The organism is Paenibacillus sp. USDA918EY, from assembly GCF_009870825.1.
GTDB lineage: Bacteria > Bacillota > Bacilli > Paenibacillales > Paenibacillaceae > Paenibacillus_AQ > Paenibacillus_AQ albilobatus.
The window spans coordinates 80421-95468 of record NZ_WTWY01000016.1; the positions used below are offsets into that span (position 1 = coordinate 80421).

The window sequence follows — 15048 nt, forward strand, 5'->3', positions numbered from 1 at the left end:
AAACATGGAAAGGAGGATCATTTAAGAGATTTGGACAGCCATCCCCCTTAAATAGCGAGAGAATAGCATGCTTGATTTTATCTATCCATGGAGGGATTTGTTTGAAGAAAGGCTTATTTTCCCGAAAGCTTCCCATCATCACCCTGGCTCTCGGAATGACCGTTGGCGCCGTTCCCGGAGTCTCTCTTGCCTCATCCTCTTCAAGCTTCAAGATTTCGAATCAAGACCTGCAATCCGTCCTTGAATCGTCGCAACCGGCCTACATATCGCCGCAAATCAATACCCAGTCTTCCAAAAAAGTCCGGGTCATCGTGCAGCTTAGCGGACAACCGGCCGCCGTCGGCAAATACGCGACCAGACAAGGCATCAGTTCTCTCGCAAAATCGGCTTCGGAAGCGGCCGTTCAAAGCCAGCAGGACCAGTTCCTGGACGAGGTTTCCGATCAAGGGATCGACATGAAAATCAATTACCAATACGACACGGTCCTGAACGGATTTGAAGTCAGCGTGCCGGCCAACGAAATTCCCGAACTGGCGAAAATCCCCGGCGTAAAATCCATCCAGGAAAACAGCATCTGGTATCCGATTCCGATTGAAGAATCGTCGGCCAATAGCGACGTCCGCTACGACATCAACCCATTGAAACAAATCGGCGCCACGGAAGCGTGGGCGGAAGGTTATACCGGCAAAGGGCTGAAGATCGGCGTGATCGATACCGGCGTGGACTATACCCACCCCGATATCGCGCCGGTGTACAAAGGCGGCTACGACTCCTTCTATCAGGATGACGACCCTTACGAAGAGGTTCCGCTTACCGTCGACGAGGACGTTCAGTACCATACCGGTTATGCGGGAACCTATCACGGAACGCACGTGGCCGGAACCATTATCGGGCAATACGCGAACCAAACAAGCGACGTCGCCCAAAAAGGGGTCGCATACGGCGCCGAGCTGTACGCCTATAAGGTGCTCGGACGAAACATAGACGACCCAAGCAAATCTTCAGGCAGTTCGGCTCAGGTCATCGACGGCATTGAACGCGCCGTAAAAGACGGCATGGACGTCATCAACCTGTCGCTCGGCTCCGATTCCGAGAAAGACGTCAACTCGCCGGATGCCATCGCCATCAACAATGCCGTTCTGTCCGGCGTCGTTGCCGTCATCGCCAACGGCAACGCAGGCCCGGGCTACTTCACGATGGGCTCGCCCGCCACTTCGCAGCTTGGCATCGCCGTTGGCGCCGTCACGAGCGAAAGCAAGCATTACGAAGGAAAAGTGAAGCCAAGCCTTGCCGATTCCGTAACAAGCGTTACCAGCGTCACCTATTCAACCTACGGCGATCTTCAGATGATGGGCTGGGAAACCGCTCATGAAAACTTCGCCGATATTATTGGCCAAGGCGCCCAGGACGTCGTCTACGTTGGTCTCGGCGATGAAAACGATTATGTCGGACTCGATGTCACGAACAAAGTCGTCCTCGCTTCAAGAGGGAATCTCGCCTTCGTCGATAAAATCACGAACGCCAAAAAACACGGCGCAAAAGCCATCGTTATATTTAACGGCATTAACAAAGGAACTGCCGCCGACTTAAGTGAAAGCATACCGGGACGGAACGGCTTTGCCGACGTATCCGTCGGCGACAGCTTTGACTTTATCCCGGCGTTTGATATGAAAGGCTCCGAAGGCCGTGCCTTGGCGAGAGCTCTGCTGGAAAATCCGGGCTTCAAGCTTCAATTTGAATTCAATCCGGACTTTCCTGTCAAAGCCATTCCGGGCGACGAATTAGCCGATTTCACCTCTTGGGGGCCGAACGCGGACAACAAGTTGAGCATCAAGCCGGATATTATGGCACCCGGAGTGAATATCCTGTCCACCTGGCCGGCTTACGGCAAAGGAAAACCGGATGTTTCCTACGACAAAGCCTATAACCGTATCAGCGGCACAAGCATGGCGACGCCGCATGTAGCAGGTTTGGCCCTGTTAATCAAGGAAGCACATCCATCCTGGAATCCGTTCGATATTCGCGCCGCATTGGCGAACACCGCCGATATCCTGCCTGATTATGACGTTTATCAGCAAGGCGCGGGACGGGTGAACGTCATCAACGCGATTCATACGAACGCCCTGCTTCAAGCGGTAGAGCCGATCACGATTCTCGACAAAAACTATAATCCGAAAAACGTCATCAACTACAACTCTTCGGCAAGCTTTGGCGTCGTCGCTCCGGGTTCGCCGGATCAGGTAAAAAGCCTGCAGCTGAAAAACACGGGCGGTCAGGCATTGACATTTACTGCTTCCGTTGAGTTGGATGATCCGAATGCCGGCATCACGGCTACCCTTGACCGCAACGAGGTAACTGCTGCCGCCAACAGCACCACACCGTTCCAGCTCACCTTGAACGTCGGTTCGTCTGCGGCACCAAACCATTCTTATGAAGGACGGATCGTACTTTCCAGTCCGGGGCAACCCGAGCTGCATTTGCCGTTTGTGGTTTATGTAGGCTCCGAGCAGCCGGCGAATACTTTCGGCGTTCAAGAGCTGAATGTGACGAACTCGATCATTTATCCGAACCGTCCGTCGCAAGCTTCAACGGATTTGTCTTTCCGTTTGACCGCTGCGGACACGAACTATTATGAAATCGACATCGTCAATCTGGATGACGAAACCATCGGGTTCCTGGATATCCAATCCACCGATGACGCCAATGCGTATTTCAAACCGCAAACCTACGCATTGAAAAATATTACGAACGCCTACCATCCGTACGACGCTAACGGCGTTCCCGTGCTCGACAAAAACAATGAACCCGTCACGTCGTACCTGAAAGACGGAATCTATAAAATCAATGTCGTCGCAGCAAAATTGACGGCTACCGGCGAAGTCGCCAAAAGACCTAACGGTTCGAGCATCATTTATTCCGGCGTCACGTCTTTCCGCGTGGATAGCTCCGTTGAGAACAATAATGGCGGCGGATCCGGCGGCGGATCGTCAAGTTCGCCATCTGCACCTTCTTCACCTTCGACATCTCAGCCGACCGTCAGCGGTTCGGTGAATGCCGTCGTTGAACAAGGTCAAAAGCAAGTCAGCGTCACTCCTAAAACCAAATCGGAAAACGGCGTAACGACGGCCACGGTAACCGACAGCGATCTGAAATCGGCCATCGCTTCGGCGGCAAACGGCGCTTCCGCGATCATCATTAACGTATCCGGAACCAACGCCGCGACGATTACGTTGACTGCCGACCAAGTGAAGCAATTGGGCGCTCTTCCGTCCGGCAGCACCGTTATCGTGAGCGCATCCGGATCAGCCGTTTCGATCCCTGTATCCGTATTGGGCAAAGCTCCTGCAGGGTCCGGTTTCGATCTCGCCATCAAGCCGGGGGATGATCAAAAATCCAAGTTTGAAGCCGTATTCCCGGGCGCCAAAGTTCTCGGCTCTCCTGTTTCATTCGAAGCTTTCTGGGTAGCAGGAACCGTTCGCGCAGCGGTTGAGGTATCCGATAAAACGTTTATCAAAAGATCGTTTACCGTTCCGGGCAATATCGAACCGAATACCGCCGGCGTATTGTTCGAAGAAGGCGGCAAGATTACGCCGGTGGCATCCGTATTCAAAGCCCAAAAAGACGGTTCAACGATCGTCACCGTCAGCCGTCCCGGCTTCTCGACCTACGCGGCGGTAAGCCGTACGGTGAAATTCAACGATATCGCCGCTTCGCCAGTGGCATCCGATATTACGGCACTCGCCAATAAGTGGATCATCGACGGAAAATCCGAGGGCGTTTTCGCTCCGAAGGGCAATCTGACCCGCGCCGAGTTTACGGCCCTGCTCGTACGTTCGCTCGGTCTTCGGTCCAATGCCGCCTCCGGCTTCTCGGACGTATTAACATCCGACTGGTATGCAAGCGATGTTGCTGCAGCTTATCAAGCAGGATTGATCCAAGGTATCGGCAATAACAAATTCGCTCCAGGCGCCAACGTTACCCGCCAAGAAATGGCCGTCATTTTGGACAGAGCCTTGAAGCTGACCGGCGTGGAAGCGAAAGCATCGAATCCATCCTTTAACGCGTACGGCGACGATGCAAAAGTTGCTCCTTACGCCAAGGATGCCGTGAAGTCGCTCACCGCGGCGGGAATCGTAAGCGGCGAAGCCGGCAACTTCAATCCGACGGCCGCCACGACGCGCGAAACCGTTGCCGCCGCACTGCATCAGCTGCTGATTAAGACCAATCTGATCGATTAAGAAATACGTCTCATCATAACAACACCCCCACGTCGAAGGCCCGGGCAGTCGCAAAACTGCCTGGCCCTGACTATGGGGGTGTTTTTTTCTGTCAATCGCCGCTCCAATCGCTGCGCAGCGTGAACAGCTCCTTGAGCGCTTCGGTCGACAGCTCGGTAATCCAGCCTTCCGTGCTGGAAATCACGTTGTCGCTAAGCTGCTGTTTGCTTTCAAGCATTTCATCGATACGTTCCTCGAGCGTGCCGATGGAGATAAACTTGTGCACCTGCACGTCTTTCGTTTGCCCCATCCGATAGGCGCGGTCCGTCGCCTGATTTTCCACGGCGGGATTCCACCAGCGGTCGAAGTGAAAAACGTGATTCGCCGCGGTCAGGTTCAGCCCGACGCCCCCTGCCTTGATGGACAACACGAACACATTCGGCTGCTCCTCGGGAGATAGCGTACGGGATTGGAATTGCTCGATCATCCGGTCGCGGGCCGTCTTGGACGTGCCTCCGTGCAGGTAAAGCACCGGTTCCTGAAGCTCTTGGCCCAGAACGCGCTGCAGCATCTCGCCCATCCCGATATATTGGGTGAAAATCAGGCAGCGCTCCCCTTCTTCACGGAGCTCCTTCACCATTTCCAGCAGCCGTTCGAGTTTCGCCGAACGCTGAACCAGCATTTGCGTATCGATGGAGTCTCCGGTTCCTTCGGCCGGCTCCCAGGCTTCTCCCGTCAGCAGCAGCGGATGATCGCAAACCCGCTTCAGCTGGGTTAATGCGGAAAGAATCGCTCCTTTCCTTGCCATGCCCTCCAGCTTCTGCACCCGGTTCATCAGGTCGTTGACGGTTTGGTCGTACAGGGCCCCCTGCTCGCCGGTCAGGTGAATGTAAGTTTTCATCTCGTTTTTGTCCGGCAGCGCAAGCTGGATCGCCGGATCCTTCTTTTTGCGCCGCAGCATAAACGGCTTGACCAGCTTCTGTAGTTGGCCGGTCCGCTGCTCGTCCCGTTCCTTTTCGATCGGCTGGATGAATCGCGTGTTAAAAGCCTTCAGGCTGCCCAAATATCCCGGATTCATAAAATCGTACAGCGACCATAACTCGGACAGGCGATTTTCGATCGGCGTGCCCGTGAGCGCGATCCGATGCCGCGCGGGAAAGCTGCGAACGGCCGTGGACTGCTTGGTTTGCGCGTTTTTGATGTTTTGGGCCTCGTCGAGGCAGAGCGACTCCCACGTCATTCCCTGCAGCAGCTCCTGATCCAGCGTCGCCGTTGCGTAAGAGGTCAACACGACATCCGCCTGCCGTACAGCCTCCAAAAAGCCGCGCTCGTCCAAACGCCGGCTCCCGTAATGCAGCATGACCCGCAAGGAAGGGGCGAACCGTCCGATTTCCTTTTGCCAATTGCCCAGAACCGACGTAGGGCAGATGAGCAGCGACGGCATTTTGTGCTGCGGATCCTCGGCGTTTTCCTGCAAATGCAGCAGATACGTAATAAACTGCACCGTTTTCCCGAGTCCCATATCGTCCGCAAGACAAGCGCCCAAACCGAACCTCCGCAAAAAGGCGAGCCACGAAAACCCTTCGAATTGATACGAACGCAGCTCGGCCTTCAGCCCTGCGGGAACCGGAAACTTCGGCCACCCGGACTGCTGCCCGAGCTGACCGAACAGCTGAGCAAGATGGTCGTTCAGCTCGACTTCAAGCTCGACGCGGGACGAAACCTCCGTCTCCTCCGAATCCGGCGACTCCCCTTCCGGTCCGCCACGCTTTTCGTCCCGCTTCTGAAGATGCAGCTGAAGCACGTCCTGCAAAGACATGCCCTGCCTGCGGTCGATTCCCTGCATCATTTGGCCGATCTGATTGACCAGGGCGGGGTCGAGCATGATCCATTCTCCCCTGAACCGGACGAGCCGTTCGTTGCGGGCGACCAGTTCCTGGAACTCGCCTTCGGTCAGCTGGGTTTCGCCGATCGCGACCCGCCAGTCGAATTGAATGATCGAACCCAGGCCAAACATGGAGCTGCCGCCTTGAGCTGCCTCTTCCCCTTCGCCGGAACGGACTTTGGCGCGCAGCTTCGGTTTCTTGCGTCGGGCGGCTTCCCACCAGGCAGGCAGCAGCACCTGCCAGCCTGTTTCCAGCAGGCGGCGGCTGTCGACGGTCAAAAACCGCCACGCCGCCGCATCGGATAACGGTCCCGCAAACAAATCGTCCTGCCCGCCATGCGCCATGCCGGGGAGGCTGGCGCGCAAATGCTGCGCCCAGCCTGCGGCGCGCTCCCGAACATGCCCCGACCAAGCTTGCGGCCATTCGCCGGCTATATCGCCATCCACGCCCAAGCGGACCGGAACAAGCACGGACGGATCCCGCTTATCCTGCAGCACGAGCCGAAGCCGCCACACCGGATGGTCCTCATCCGGCTCCAGCAGCTGGAGCAGCGGACGGAACGGGGCCGTGTCCGCCTTCCAGCCGATCGAAACAAGCCATGTTTCCTCGTCAAGCCCGGCCATCGCGCCGTTTTTCGCGAACAGCATCGGATATTCCCGCCGTAAATCGGCAGCAGCTTCTTCCGTCCCAAAGTGATGCTGGAACACGGCGGATGAAAATGCGGCCCTCAGTCCCTCGGCAAACTCCGCGTCGGCATGGGCAAGTTCTTGGCGGGTTTGCATTCCCAAATAGGCGTCATCCCAGGTCCACTGCAGCCTTCCTGCCTGAACTGCGGCAAGGCTCGGATTAAAACGCCGTTCCCGCACGCTTTTGTAAAGCGGCGAAGCGAGCCGGATGAGCGCCTCCGCTTGCTCGTCCCATTCCCAGGCGACATGCTTCAGCAGCTTTAGATCCCCGAAAAAAGGGAGGACCTCCTCGGCAGGCAAAACGACAAGCTCCGCCTCCTGCACCTTCCGGATTTCCAGCTCCGTGCCGTAAAAAGAGGGTTCGTGCCATGCAAACAATCGCTGCTTCAATTGAAGCCCGGGCACGTACCGGTGCGTTTGATTCGTTCCAAAGACCAGCGCATCCCCGTGAGCGGTCAACCGCAGATGGACGGTGATGGTTTCCGTATACGTCGTATAAGAGCTCATGATATCAGCTTTCCTTTCCGAAGCTCCTCCTGCAATGCCCGCAGCCGGCCGTTGCGGCTGACGAAGGTTTCCAGGAATTGTTCCCACCGCTCTTCCCGCTTCATTTTTTTGTACAATTTGGCCAAGCGCTTCAGCAGCTTCACCGCCGCTTTGTAGCCCGACCTGTTTTTGAGCAAAAGATGCCGCTCTACCGCTTGATGGTAAAAAGGAAGCAGCAGTTCGGGCGACTCCTTTTCAAGCGGCTGCAGAACGCTGACGCGGAGCGCAAGCGGCTCCGTTCCGGCGCTCAGCTGCATATCCATCCACTGCTGCCATTTTCCGTAGTCCAGCAGCGCTTCCTCGTACATCTCCAAAGAATAGGGGAGCATCCCGGAAAGCGCCTCCCACATCCGCTCCTCCGATTCCGGGTGATGCCGGACGGCCATTCTCCAATGATCCATATAAACGTCCGCCTGGTCTTTCCTAGGACCGCTGAGGAGCGGCCCGATAAAAACAAGCCATTCCACCAAACGCGGCCATTCTTCCGCAGCGGCGGTCTCCTCCGCAAACGAAAACAAAAAGCCGGGCGGAACAATAAACCCCTTGCTTGCGTCACGCAGCCACGTCCATGCCTGCCGGTCTTCGCCCATAAAAAAATAAGTTCGGCTGTGCGCCAGCATCCAGGAAAGACGGGATAAACCGTCGCCCAAATCCTCTTCGGCCGTTTTCAGCTTTTCGATCTCTTCCTTAAACATCCGGTCGTCTTCGAGATTCGGGCGCAGCCACCTGCGCCATAGCCGGTCGTATGCCTCGAACAAATAATTGAAGTTTTTGGATTCCGTCAGCATCTGTCTCCGCAAATAGGTCAGCGTTTTCGTTACCCGCGGCCACAGCTCCGGTTCGGCAGCCAGCCCGATGCCCCCGTCGAGGATCTCCTTGATCGCTTTCAGCATGTCATCCGCGGCGACCTGGACGTGATACCCTAAATAGGTGCCCGTTTGAAGCAGAGGATGCGCCGGCTTCACCAGCTTGATAAGCATGAACAAATGCGCGTGAAGATCATACAGCTGCTCCATTCCCGGTGAAAGCCGGGGTTTGACCGCCTCGATGGCGGCGATCGCTTTGCGGGCGTATTGGGCGTTCGGACTGCCGAATTCGAGCGGAGCGACGCAGGTTTTAAATAACGCATGCCATTCGGCGATGCTCGCGTTCGGAATTTGCAGCGCTTTTTCCCTAAGCGCGGATCCGGCATCAAACTCTCCCGTTTGCGCCGGGACTTCGTTCTCTTCAAGCGCAACATGATGCGGTGTCCGGAATTTCAGCATGGCATGGGCATTGACGATCGCATGAACGGAACGCCCCTGCATGCTCGCGTATTCCAGCAGAACCGCGACGATATGCTTGCACCCGCTTCCCTCCGGACAAGCGCAGCGGCTTGCGGAGATTTCGCCCGTTTCAAGGAACACCTCCTGAGGTTCGGCCCCTCCGACAAAGGCCTGCAATCCCCCTGCTCCGTCTGCCTTGACTTCTCGGACGAAACCCTGCTTATAAAATTGAAAGCCCCGTTTTATCGTGACGTCGCTAAAATGCTCGCCGACATCTGCGATAAGCTTTTGCCATTCCATATCGGTTATCGTGTGATTCGTCTTCATTTGAACAATCGTCTCCTAGCGGAGTTTAGTAGATGTGCATTTACTCTATCATATCTGATTTTGGCTTGAAACATAAACCGCAGCCAATGCTTCCCCCCGCAAAAAAAGAACCCCTTTCATGCCTTTTAAAGGCGGGGTTCTCTAACAGAATTGAAAAATACCGCACCTGTCCGGTGCCGCGAAGCCGCATTCCCTCACAGGCTGTTCGCGAATCTCCAAACTCTTGCTTAAGAATCGACCTTTAAGCAAGTCAGCGGCGCATCTGCCATCCTACAGCGAATGCTGCAAAAACCATGCATAAAGCTCCGGATTTTGGTAAGCCTCCGTCCAGGAATCATGGTTCGCTTCCGGATAAACGGTCAGCTTCGCGCTGCCGCCGGCATCCTGAACCGCCTTGACCATCTTTTCCGATTCCGACAACGGCACAACATCGTCTTTTGCCCCATGGAACGCCCAAATCGGCGTGCGGGTGAGCTGAAACGCATCCATCCAGCTTCCGCCGCCGCAGATCGGTGCCGCTGCCGCAAAACGTTCCGGAAGATCCGCAGCCAATAGCCAGGTGCCGTAACCGCCCATGCTTAATCCCGTTATATATACGCGGGAAGCGTCGGCGTTATAGGCAGCCATCACTTCATCCAATACGGCGATGACGGCATCCTTTTCTCTCGCCCAATCGGACTCCTCCGGACATTGAGGGGATATGCAGATAAACGGGAAGGACGGGTCCCGGTCCGCAATGAGAGGGATGCCGTGGATTTTCACCAGCTCGATGGCGCTGCCGCGCTCCCCGGAACCATGGAGAAACAGAATGACCGGCCATTTTTTATCGGCGCTCGGATCGTACTCCTCCGGTATGTGCAGCAAATAATTCAAAGACACGCTCTTTTTGATTTCTTTTTCCATTTTACAGGCTTGTTGACTCATTGGGGTTCCCCACCTTCGTTCGATGATTCAGACGGGCTCCCCGTCTTGGAAAACCCAATCTTTACTTTCACTATTACGCCAATCGCCGCCGATCTCCTTCTTAGAAAATCAGCCTTTTGCCGAATACGGCACGGAGAAAGGCTCCGGCAGCATCTAATTTATGCATCCGCATCGCCTCCCCATAACCCGCAAACTTAAAAAAGACCCTCGATTCCGAGGGTCCATTTACACATCTTATCTCAACTTAAATACGCGGACTTCCTTCTCCAGATCATCCGCCATGCCTCGCAGCAACGCCGCCGAACCCGCGATTTCCTGCATCGAGGCCATTTGCTCTTCGGACGAAGCGGCCACGCTCTGTGTATGTCCGGAAGCGTTTTTGCCGATCCGGGCCAGCTCCTCAAGCGATGCGGCGACCTGCTCGCTGCCTGCGGACATTTGCTGGGCGGAGGCGGATACCTCATGCACCTGCTCGTTGACGTTTTGCAGGGAAACGACGATTTCCTCAAACGCCTCTCCCGCTTTTTGAACCGACTCCGATCCCTGCTCCACTTGATCTATACTCGTATTCATGGCAGCGGAAGCGCGGCTGATATACGAAGTAATTTCATTCAGCATGCCCGAAATCTGCTCGGAAGACGAACCCGACAGTTCGGCCAGCTTCCGGACTTCCTGGGCGACAACCGCAAAACCTTTGCCATGCTCCCCGACTCTGGCCGCCTCGATCGAAGCGTTCAACGCAAGCAGGTTCGTTTGGCCCGCGATATTCGAAATGATCGACACGATTTCTTCGATTTCGAGCGAGCGCTGTTCCAATTCCTTCAAAATGTTCATCGTATCCGCCACGGATGTTTTGATGCCGGCCATTTCGTCGACCGACTGGCGCACGACGCGATTTCCGGCCTCCGCATTTTGAGCAACCTCCTGCGCATGCTCGGACAGGCGCGAGGAATATTCCGCAATGCGCTGAATGCCGACCGACATCTCCTCCATCGCGATCTGGCTTTCCAGCGCGGACTGCATTTGCGTTTCCGAGCCCTGGGCGACCTCTTGAACCGCGCGGGTGATTTCCTCCGTCGCTTGCGAGGTTTGATCCGCGCTTGCGGACAGCGCTTTCGAAGACTGGGAGACCTTTTCGGACGTTTGCTGCACGTTTTCGATCAGGTGACGGATATTTCCGATCATCGTATTGAAGCTGGCCGCCAGCACCCCCACCTCGTCTTTGCTTTTGACGTTCGCCGAAACGGTCAAATCGCCTTCCGCCACCTGAATGCTTAGCTTGGACAGCTGACTGATCGGGCGAAGGATCGCCCTTACCATAAAGATGACGATTACGATAAACAAAATCGCGAGCCCCGTTCCGATCAACGTCGTTTCGATGGTCCGGTCGCGTTCCATTTTGGCAATGACGGAATAATTAAAATCGACGCCGAAAATGGCCACTCTTTTCCCGCTGATGTCTTTGACCTCGCCGATGATGCTGATCCATTTTCCGAAATCGTCGCTGTAAACCTTCGAAACCGCGTAGCCTTGTTTGTTCATTTCCTCAATGGCGTTCTTGAACGCCCCTTTGGCTTCATAGACGGTTCCCGGCCGAAGCCCTTTTTGGTACAATTCGGTGTTTGCCAGAATAAGCGTCAGTTTGCTGCTGTCTCCGTTATCTTGCACATCCGGCATATAAACGTAGCTGTTCGACACTTTTGCGTTGCCTTTCATGCTGTCCAGCTGCTTCTGAACGAGCAGGATTTGTTCGTCCTTCATCAGCTCATCGGTACCAAGAAGCGTTTTGGCTTTTTCGATGTACGGAATTTCAGAGGCTATGACGTTTTGCAGCGTCCACACCATATTGTTGAGCCCTTCCATCTGTTCGTTCTTGATCCGAAGATTGTTTAACGTGGACAGAACGCTTTCCATGAGAAAAAATAGCACCGACAAGACAATGATCGATTTCAACACGAGACTGCTTCTTCTTTTCATATACACAACCCCACCTAGTTCTTTGAAGTTCATTGCCGTTATACCAGGGCGCGCTTTCTGTTCTTTTATGTCTATACAAAATCGCGTCGTCTGAGCAACCAGCACTGTGATGAATGTTATATCGTCATTTTGGTGGGGAGATATGAAGGGCAATTTTTCCCAATAAGGGCGAACGGGGCTTCTTTTTCAAAAAAATTTTTTTTTCGCCTCGGCCAAGTGCTATTACGTAGCGGAAGGATAAGATCTTGGACTGTTAAAACGAAACACCTTCGCCCTGTCGTAATGCGGCAGCAGCTCATCCGTTTCTTCATAACCGTCGGCCGTATATTTGCTCAGCGTTTTTCTCCAAAAATGTTGGGTGCTCACATTTCTTTCCCCTTCGGTCGTAAACAGCATCCATTTGCCGGGAAACCGATTGAAAATATCCATTGCCGCCTTTGCACCCGCCTGTTTATGGCGAAAAGGCCTTAGAATAAAAAACTCGTTCAGCATATATTCGCTGTCGTCCACCAAATAAGGCGGAGTAGCGACCAGTCCGAACCCGGCCGGCACACCGTCCGCGCGGATCAGAAATGGGTACAACACGTTTTCCTTTTGCCACCAGATCTCAAACAGCGCTTGCTGCGCCTGCAGCGTGTCATAATCGTCGGTATCTTCAAAAACGCCGTGCGCATTCGGCAGCACATTCCGGATTTCGGCCAAATCATGCAGATAAAGCGGATACATGTTAAAAATGATCCTTTTATCCTCCGGAGCGCATAACTCCACTGTAATGTTCATCTTCGTCCCTCCTTTGAAGTTGATTATAGGTGGCGGAGCCGGAAAAAAATATGGCGCGTTTGCTGCCAAAACGTTTTCTGCACAAAATAACCCCACAAAGTGGAGTCTATGCTTTTGATGTTTATTCCAAATACTTTGCGGGGACCCCAAAAAAACTTATAAATTCTAATATCATAAAAAACCGCAGATGGACTCTGCGGGTTTCGCGTTTATTTTTTGGAATATACGATTTTTTTCACCGTGTCGTAAGCCAGCCCATAGTCGGAGGACAGCCGTTCTATGGAATGCCCTTCGCAAAACCGGCGGCGTATTTCGGCGTTTCTGCGTTTCAAGGCTTCCTTGCTTCCGCTGCGTTCTCCCCAAGCTTTTCGCGAATGCCTTCGGGCCGGTACGTATACCCAGCCGCCCTCAACATATTGCTGCATCTCGTCTACCAGCCTTTGGGGAAAGGCGGATTCGGCGTTGATATATTTCATGCTGCTTCTGCTCCTTTGATATCAAATTTCGATATAAGGCAGCAAAGCCCATGACATACGGTCTCCCGGGTTACATCAAAGAATTGGCGGTCCTTGGCCGATCCTGCTCCATAACAAACTACCGCCGCCGTATCTGCCATACGGGCTTTGCATGGAGCGTTTCCTGAAACTGTTCGCAAATTTCATGCTATTTCCCTCCGCTTTCCTTGCTTGATTTTAAATGTACAACAGAACCGGGCATATATCCAGCGGAAGCGCTATGGCGCCATGTTAAAAGAAAAAAAGACCCCCATCGCTGGAGGCCCGCAAGTGCATTCTTAACGATGTATCCGTGCGGGAGAAATCCGCTGAGAAACAAGGCATTGCCGAAGCGAAAGCCGCATGCATCCCTACTTCATTCCGGTGCAAGCAGAATCCAATCCGGTCTCCCGCAGCCCTGCTCTTAAAAATCGTATTGCTATAGCCCCTTAGAAAGAAGCGGTAGGTCCGTTCGGATTCTGAGGCGTGTTGTTCAGATAATAAACCGTGCTGCTGGAATAGCCCCAAACCATCCACAAAATGATGTACACCGGCGAAATCAAAATAAACAGAACGTATGCCCCGCTTTTGCCGAATGCGTTCAGCAGCTTCACCTGCCAAATGATCGCAAACACATTGCTGATTGGAAGTCGCTTTTTGGATTTTTGCAAAATCCTCGCATACAACCTTTATTACGATATTTGCAAGCTCCGTTTTTATGCCTTCAAGTTTGACGGAAAATGAAAACCCCCGGCGGCATGCCGCTGGGGGCTCCTTACACATATGCTGCGAATCGTAACAAATGATTATTTTACCGCCATGGCCGCAGCCTGCTGATTGAACCATTTCACGAAATTGGCGATGACGGATTCAAGGAAAATCACGGTTGCCTCGTCCTTGATATTGCCGTTTTCATCCATCTTCTCATGCACGACGCCTACGTATACTTCGTTGCCCGGAAGCAGCGGCGAGTTGACGCCCGGGGAAAAGAGAATGTCCCGCAAATGCTGCTGCGCGCGCACCGTGCCGAGCAGGCCCATCGAAGCTCCCATGATAAAAGACGGTTTGCCGTTTATCACGCGGTCGCCGCGGGAGAGCCAATCGATGACGTTTTTCAGGACGCCGGGAATGGAGTAGTTGTATTCCGGAGTCACCCACAAAACCGCATCGGCTGCGGCTACTTTTTGTCTCAGCTCCTTGACGGGCGCAGGAGGATCGTTTTCGATATCCTGGTCATAAAAAGGAACGTCGCGCAGGTTCAAAATCTCAACGTCCATTTGTTCCTTGTATTTGTTTTTGACATACTCCGCAAGCTTGCGGTTATAAGAGTCTTTGCGGATACTGCCTACGAGCGCAACAACTTTCATGGTTTCATTCCTCCTGTTGGTGTGTGGTTGTACCGGTGCAGACGTATTTGGACATGCTTCAGCAACCGCTATTTGATCTGCCCGATCGACAGGCTCACCTTATAATTTCCGTAATCCAAAATTTCATCCAGAAGCTGGTTCAGCTCTTGCGGCGAACCGACCCGCACCCGCATCCAATAGCAGCCTTCGCCGCTGACGCGATGCATTTCCGCCACCTGCCCATGCTGCTGCGCGAAGGATTGGAACCGCTGATGGGCGATGGAAGAATGGAGAAAAACCGTCACGAAGGCATGCACGGACAACCCGACCTGTTCCGGATTCCAGCGCAGCGTATAACCTTCGATGATGCCCGCATCCTCCAGCTTGCGCACGCGTGCGCCTACCGCCTGCCCCGTCAAGTGAACAAGCTCGCCGATGTCCTTAAATGAGCGGGTCGAATCTTCAATCAAATGCTCTAAAATCCTCATATCCACTTCATCCATTGTAAAACGGTTCACTTTTCGCAAATTCCTTTCACCGTGAAAGTGTCGGCCGCTTTTTCGTTTCAGCATGTTATGGGCCTACATACCGACCGCACCT

The 15048-nt window shown here is 53.9% G+C and carries 10 protein-coding genes; 1 reads left to right on the forward strand and 9 read right to left on the reverse strand.

Annotation, left to right across the window (positions count from 1 at the left end; genetic code table 11):
- The first annotated feature begins 101 nt into the window (after window positions 1-101).
- Complete coding sequence (locus GQY55_RS24540; protein WP_236575839.1) at window positions 102-4238, forward strand: S8 family serine peptidase; 4137 nt, start codon at window positions 102-104, stop codon at window positions 4236-4238.
- A 91-nt stretch (window positions 4239-4329) separates the two neighbouring features.
- On the opposite strand, the gene GQY55_RS24545 is transcribed toward GQY55_RS24540, so the two are convergent.
- From GQY55_RS24545 to GQY55_RS24585, 9 genes are all read right to left on the reverse strand, one after another.
- The gene (locus tag GQY55_RS24545; RefSeq protein WP_160044552.1) at window positions 4330-7296 is read right to left on the reverse strand and encodes a DEAD/DEAH box helicase; all 2967 of its coding nucleotides are present in this window, start codon (window positions 7294-7296) and stop codon (window positions 4330-4332) included.
- Entirely contained in the window at window positions 7293-8927 is a 1635-nt protein-coding gene (locus GQY55_RS24550) for an SWIM zinc finger family protein (protein ID WP_160044553.1), read from the reverse strand. The genes GQY55_RS24545 and GQY55_RS24550 overlap by 4 nt, the downstream gene beginning before the upstream one ends.
- 270 nt (window positions 8928-9197) lie before the next feature.
- Complete coding sequence (locus tag GQY55_RS24555) at window positions 9198-9851, reverse strand: prolyl oligopeptidase family serine peptidase (protein WP_160044554.1); 654 nt, start codon at window positions 9849-9851, stop codon at window positions 9198-9200.
- A gap of 234 nt (window positions 9852-10085) precedes the next feature.
- On the reverse strand, window positions 10086-11828 hold the full coding sequence (locus GQY55_RS24560; RefSeq protein ID WP_160044555.1) for a methyl-accepting chemotaxis protein: 1743 nt from the start codon (window positions 11826-11828) through the stop codon (window positions 10086-10088).
- A 222-nt stretch (window positions 11829-12050) separates the two neighbouring features.
- Window positions 12051-12608 carry a GNAT family N-acetyltransferase gene (locus tag GQY55_RS24565; protein ID WP_201452222.1) on the reverse strand — a complete coding sequence of 186 codons (558 nt, stop codon included), beginning with the start codon at window positions 12606-12608 and terminating at the stop codon, window positions 12051-12053.
- A gap of 209 nt (window positions 12609-12817) precedes the next feature.
- Window positions 12818-13084 carry a CD3324 family protein gene (locus GQY55_RS24570; RefSeq protein WP_160044556.1) on the reverse strand — a complete coding sequence of 89 codons (267 nt, stop codon included), beginning with the start codon at window positions 13082-13084 and terminating at the stop codon, window positions 12818-12820.
- 467 nt (window positions 13085-13551) lie between these two features.
- A complete protein-coding gene (locus GQY55_RS24575) occupies window positions 13552-13773 on the reverse strand; it encodes a hypothetical protein (protein WP_160044557.1) in 222 nt (73 codons plus the stop codon).
- A gap of 135 nt (window positions 13774-13908) precedes the next feature.
- Window positions 13909-14469 carry an NADPH-dependent FMN reductase gene (locus tag GQY55_RS24580; protein WP_160044558.1) on the reverse strand — a complete coding sequence of 187 codons (561 nt, stop codon included), beginning with the start codon at window positions 14467-14469 and terminating at the stop codon, window positions 13909-13911.
- A gap of 68 nt (window positions 14470-14537) precedes the next feature.
- Window positions 14538-14966, reverse strand: coding sequence for an Lrp/AsnC family transcriptional regulator (locus tag GQY55_RS24585; RefSeq protein WP_373309285.1), 429 nt, complete (start codon window positions 14964-14966; stop codon window positions 14538-14540).
- Between the last annotated feature and the right edge of the window lie 82 nt (window positions 14967-15048).

Coding starts and splice junctions, on each gene's coding strand:
- GQY55_RS24580 (WP_160044558.1), bottom strand. CDS start 14,469: ATGAAAGTTGTTGCGCTCGTAGGCAGTATCCGCAAAGACTCTTATAAC.
- GQY55_RS24565 (WP_201452222.1), bottom strand. CDS start 12,608: ATGAACATTACAGTGGAGTTATGCGCTCCGGAGGATAAAAGGATCATT.
- GQY55_RS24545 (WP_160044552.1), bottom strand. CDS start 7,296: ATGAGCTCTTATACGACGTATACGGAAACCATCACCGTCCATCTGCGG.
- GQY55_RS24550 (WP_160044553.1), bottom strand. CDS start 8,927: ATGAAGACGAATCACACGATAACCGATATGGAATGGCAAAAGCTTATC.
- GQY55_RS24570 (WP_160044556.1), bottom strand. CDS start 13,084: ATGAAATATATCAACGCCGAATCCGCCTTTCCCCAAAGGCTGGTAGAC.
- GQY55_RS24555 (WP_160044554.1), bottom strand. CDS start 9,851: ATGAGTCAACAAGCCTGTAAAATGGAAAAAGAAATCAAAAAGAGCGTG.
- GQY55_RS24560 (WP_160044555.1), bottom strand. CDS start 11,828: ATGAAAAGAAGAAGCAGTCTCGTGTTGAAATCGATCATTGTCTTGTCG.